This window comes from Pseudomonas sp. R62 (assembly GCF_000257605.1).
Classification (GTDB): domain Bacteria; phylum Pseudomonadota; class Gammaproteobacteria; order Pseudomonadales; family Pseudomonadaceae; genus Aquipseudomonas; species Aquipseudomonas atacamensis.
Genome location: NZ_JH635999.1, coordinates 1,540,015 through 1,544,704, shown reverse-complemented (window position 1 = coordinate 1,544,704; position 4,690 = coordinate 1,540,015). Strand labels below are relative to the sequence as shown.

Sequence of the window (4,690 nt, the reverse complement as noted above, 5' to 3'; positions counted from 1 at the left end):
TAACGATTTCCTTGAAGGACTGGGTGGCGATGATCATTTCCGCGATGACGGTGGCTACAACGTCATTTTTGGCGGCCAGGGCCATAACACCTTCGAACTGCAAAAGCCGTTACAGAACTTCAGCTTCGCCAACGACGGCGACGGCACGCTGTACGTGCGCGACGCCTACGGCGGCATCAGCCTGACCCGCGACATCGGCGCGCTGGTCAGCAAAGAGGCCGGTTCGTGGTGGGGCAGCAAGGAAATCACCTGGGGCGTCACCGCCAAGGGTTTGAGCAATGGCAGCGAACTGACCCAGTACAACCATTCGCTCAGCGGGGATGGTTACGGCAATGCCTTGCATGCCACGGCCGAAGGCGACTGGCTGTTTGGCCTTGGTGGCGATGATCAACTGATCAGTGACAAGGCGCAGGTGACTTTCGTCGGTGGCGCCGGTAACGATGTGATGACGGCGGTGGGTGGCGGCAACACCTTCCTGTTCAGCGGCGCGTTCGGTTTTGATGCGATCAATGGTTATCAGGGCAGCGACAAACTGCTGTTCATGGGCGTCGAGGGCGCAGGGCAGGGTTATGACTACAAACAGCATGCCGCGCAGTCTGGTTCCGACACCGTGCTGAAGATTGGCGATTTTGCCGTGACGCTGATTGGCGTCGGCGTGGCTAACCTGACGGACTCGAGTTTCGTCTTTGCCTGATTCCGAAGTTGCAGGAGATCTCATCGTGGGAGCGAGCCTGCTCGCGAAAGCGCTGGTTCAGGCGATTGTGGTGTTGAATGTGCTACCGCCTTCGCGAGCCTGCTCGCTCCCACAGGTACTGCGTACACATGATCGTTCCCACGCTCTGCGTGGGAATGCAGCCGGGGACGCTCTGCGTCCCACAAGATCGCAGCCTTCGGCAGCTCCTACAGAGGCTGTGCACGATGTAATGAATGCTCCGGAGCCCCGCGCTCTGGCTGTGAGCTATCTCTGACAATTCCAACAACAAGAGAGGCAATGGCAATGGGTGTATACGACTACAAGAACTTCGGCACAGCCGATTCCGCGGCGCTGTTCAGCGATGCCATGGCGATCACGCTGTATTCCTATCACAACCTCGATAACGGCTTCGCCGCCGGTTACCAGCACAACGGCTTCGGCCTCGGTCTGCCGGCGACGCTGGTTACCGCGCTGATTGGCGGCACCGATTCGCAAGGAGTGATCCCCGGTATCCCGTGGAATCCCGATTCGGAAAAACTCGCCCTCGAGGCCGTGCAAAAGGCCGGCTGGACACCGATCAGCGCCGCGCAATTGGGCTACGACGGCAAGACCGATGCACGCGGGACGTTCTTCGGCGAGAAGGCCGGCTACACCAGCGCGCAAGTGGAAATCCTCGGCAAGTACGACGCTCAGGGTCACCTCACTGAACTGGGGATCGCCTTTCGCGGCACCAGCGGCCCGCGCGAAATCCTCATCGGTGATTCGATTGGCGACGTGATCAACGATCTGCTCGCGGCGTTCGGCCCGGCAGATTACGCAAAGAACTATGTCGGCGAAGCCTTCGGCAATCTGCTCAACGATGTCGTCGCATTCGCCCGGGCCAACGGCCTCAGCGGCAAGGACGTGCTGGTCAGCGGTCATAGTCTGGGCGGCCTGGCGGTGAACAGCATGGCTGACTTGAGCGCTGGCAAGTGGGGCGGCTTCTTCGCCGACGCCAACTACATCGCTTACGCCTCGCCGACGCAAAGCAGCGGCGACAAGGTGCTGAATATCGGTTACGAAAACGACCCGGTGTTTCGCGCCCTCGACGGCTCGACTTTCAGCAGCGCTTCAGTGGGCGTGCACGACGCGCCGCATGCCTCGACCACCGATAATATCGTCAGCTTCAACGACCACTACGCCTCGAACGCCTGGAACGTGCTGCCGTATTCGATCCTGAATATCCCGACGTGGATTTCGCACCTGCCCACTGGCTACGGCGACGGCATGACCCGCGTGCTGGAATTGAAGTTCTACGACCTGACCAGCCGCGACTCGACGATCATCGTCGCCAACCTGTCCGAGCCGGCGCGGGCCAACACGTGGGTGCAGGACCTCAACCGCAACGCCGAAACTCACAAGGGCAGCACGTTTATTATTGGCAGTGACGGCAACGACCTGATCCAGGGCGGCAGCGGCAATGACTATCTGGAGGGGCGCGCCGGCAATGACAGCTTCCGTGACAGCGGCGGCTACAACATCATTCTGGGCGGGCAGGGCAGCAACACCCTGGACTTGCAGCAGACGGTGAAGAACTTCGATTTCGCCAACGACGGCGCTGGCCACCTGTACATCCGCGATGCCAACGGCGGGATCAGCATCACCCGTGACATTGGCAGCATCGCCAGCAAAGAGCCGGGGTTTCTCTGGGGCGTGTTCAAGGACGACGTGCTGCACAGCGTCACGGACATGGGGCTGAAAGTCGGCAGTAACCTCACCGCTTATGAATCGAGCGTAAAAGGCACGGCCGGTGCTGACATGCTCAAGGCGCATGCCAGCGGTGACTGGCTGTTTGGCCTGGAGGGCAATGATCATTTGCTCGGCGGTGCGGGCAATGACGTGTTTGTCGGTGGCGCTGGCAATGACCTGCTGGAATCGGGCGGCGGGGCGGATACGTTTCTGTTCAATGGCGCGTTTGGCCAGGATCGAGTGGTTGGCTACACGGCCGATGACAAACTGGTGTTTCTTGGCGTGCAGGGCGTGTTGCCGGGGGATGATTTCCGTGCCCACGCGTCGGCGGTCGGGCAGGATACTGTGCTGACGTTTGGTGGGGATTCGGTGACGTTGGTAGGGGTGGCGCTTGGCAGCCTCAACAGCGACGGGATCGTGATTGCCTGATGGTTACGCGGCGCCAGTAATGGCGCCATCGCTGGCAAGCCAGCTCCCACAGAATCTGAGTCGTACATCCACTCTGTGAACGACATAAGACCTGTGGGAGCGGGCTTGCCCGCGATTGAAGGATAACGCGGTAATTATCGGATCAGTCTTCCTTGCGCACGGTCGCGACTTCATCGGCGCGAACCTTGACCTTGGCGCCGGAAATGTCCTCGAATTCGTAGAAACCGTCTTCGGTCTCGGTCTTTGGCATGTCCTCGGTCAGGTACTGGGTGCCGTTCTGCAACGTCACCACGGTCTGGGTCGAACAGCCGCCCAGCGCCAACAGGGCTGCGACTGCTACAGGAATGCCCAGCATCTTGATTTTCATACCCACCTCTGACTCCTTGCTTGAATGTGATTGCGGGCATTGTCGGCCCTGTAACGCGGTTGGTGCCAGCAGCGGCGGAAAAGTTCGATGGCGGCGCGAAAAAATGCCATTGATCTTTTTCCGTTTGCGCCGGGCGGGGCTGAGCTGGTATCTGTACGCATAACCAGTGTTCGCTTGCCGTGGCTTTGAATTCCCGTGACCTCCAACCCTCTCGACGATCCGTTCTACTACCTCAACAACTTCCGGCAAGTGCTTGATTGGCTTGGGCTTCGCTATGCCGATGTGATGAGCGCAAGCGAACACGGCTTCATCCGCGACTTCAATACGCTGCCGCAAGCCTCGCAGGGATTGCTGGTGCGCATGGTCATGCGCAAGGGCATTCACTTTCGCGCGAGCAAACTCAACTATCTGGAAATCGGCGACATTGCCGAGGCGGCGCGGCCGTTGCTCGAACACGGCTGGCTCGACGAACACGCTGCGCTGACCCTGGCAGAGCTGTTTGATGTCCTGCTCAAGGCCGAGCTGCTGCAAGCGTTCGGCACCTTTATAGAACAGCCGAAAGGGCGCAAGGACGAGTGGCTGCCGGTGCTGGCCGAACAGTTCAGCGAGGCGCAGCCCCTGCGTGTCTGGGCGCCGCAACTGGCTGAGCGGCTGTTCAGCCTGACCCTGATGGACCTGTGCGATCGCCTGCGCCTGATGTTCTTCGGCAATCTGTATCAGGACTGGTCGGAGTTCGTGCTGGCCGACCTGGGCATCTTCACTTATGAAAAAGTCGAGTTCTGTGCCGATTCCCGAGGCCTGCGCAGCCGCGAAGACGTCGACGCCTGCCTGTTCCTGCATCAATGCCAGTTGCGTTTCGAGGCCGGCGAACCTCTGGAAGAGATCGTCGAACAGATCAACGCCGTGCAATTCGACAACCCGTGGCTGCGCCGCCGACAAGCCAAGGCGTTGTTCCAGATCGGCCAGTACGCCGAGCGCATCGGCGACTTTGCCCTGGCCCTGAGTGTTTACCGCGACTGCGCTTATCCGGGCGCACGGCTGCGGATGATCCGTGTGCTCGAGCGTTGCGGCGAATACGCGCTGGCGCTGGAACTCGGCACGCTGGCCGAACAGGCACCGCAAAGTGCGGCCGAGCAGCAAGGCTTGCAGCGCATCGTCCCGCGCCTGCGGCGCAAACTCGGTGGCCCGACGCTCAAGCGTGCCAAGGCCCGAGAGGTCGAGCGCCTCGACTTGCACTTGCCGCGCATCGATCCGGCGCGGTCGGTGGAATTTCATGTGCAAGCGCACTTGCACGCCGATGACGGCCCGGTGCATTACGTCGAGAACAGCCTGATCAATTCACTGTTCGGGCTGTTGTGCTGGCCGGCGATCTTCGCGCCGTTGCCGGGTGCGTTCTTTCACCCGTTCCAGCGCGGCCCGGTCGATCTGCTCAGCGAAGATTTCCTCGAGCGCCGCGCCGAGCTGTTCCAGGC

The 4,690-nt window shown here is 60.7% G+C and carries 3 protein-coding genes and 1 pseudogene; 3 read left to right on the top strand and 1 reads right to left on the bottom strand.

What is annotated here, in order from left to right; genetic code table 11:
- Both OQK_RS24975 and OQK_RS24970 read left to right on the top strand, forming a co-directional pair.
- A pseudogene (locus tag OQK_RS24975) lies at window positions 1-694 on the top strand (polyurethanase); the annotation flags it as partial.
- A gap of 303 nt (window positions 695-997) precedes the next feature.
- The gene (locus tag OQK_RS24970) at window positions 998-2,851 is read left to right on the top strand and encodes a polyurethane esterase (protein ID WP_016774831.1); all 1,854 of its coding nucleotides are present in this window, start codon (window positions 998-1,000) and stop codon (window positions 2,849-2,851) included.
- A gap of 142 nt (window positions 2,852-2,993) precedes the next feature.
- Here the strand turns inward: OQK_RS24970 and OQK_RS24965 are convergent, their stop codons facing one another.
- Window positions 2,994-3,218, bottom strand: coding sequence for a YgdI/YgdR family lipoprotein (locus OQK_RS24965; protein ID WP_016774830.1), 225 nt, complete (start codon window positions 3,216-3,218; stop codon window positions 2,994-2,996).
- Window positions 3,219-3,413: 195 nt separating this feature from the next.
- On the opposite strand from OQK_RS24965, the gene OQK_RS24960 reads away from it, so the two are divergent.
- The coding region (locus OQK_RS24960) for a hypothetical protein (RefSeq protein ID WP_016774829.1) at window positions 3,414-4,690 on the top strand (1,277 nt) is incomplete at its 3' end.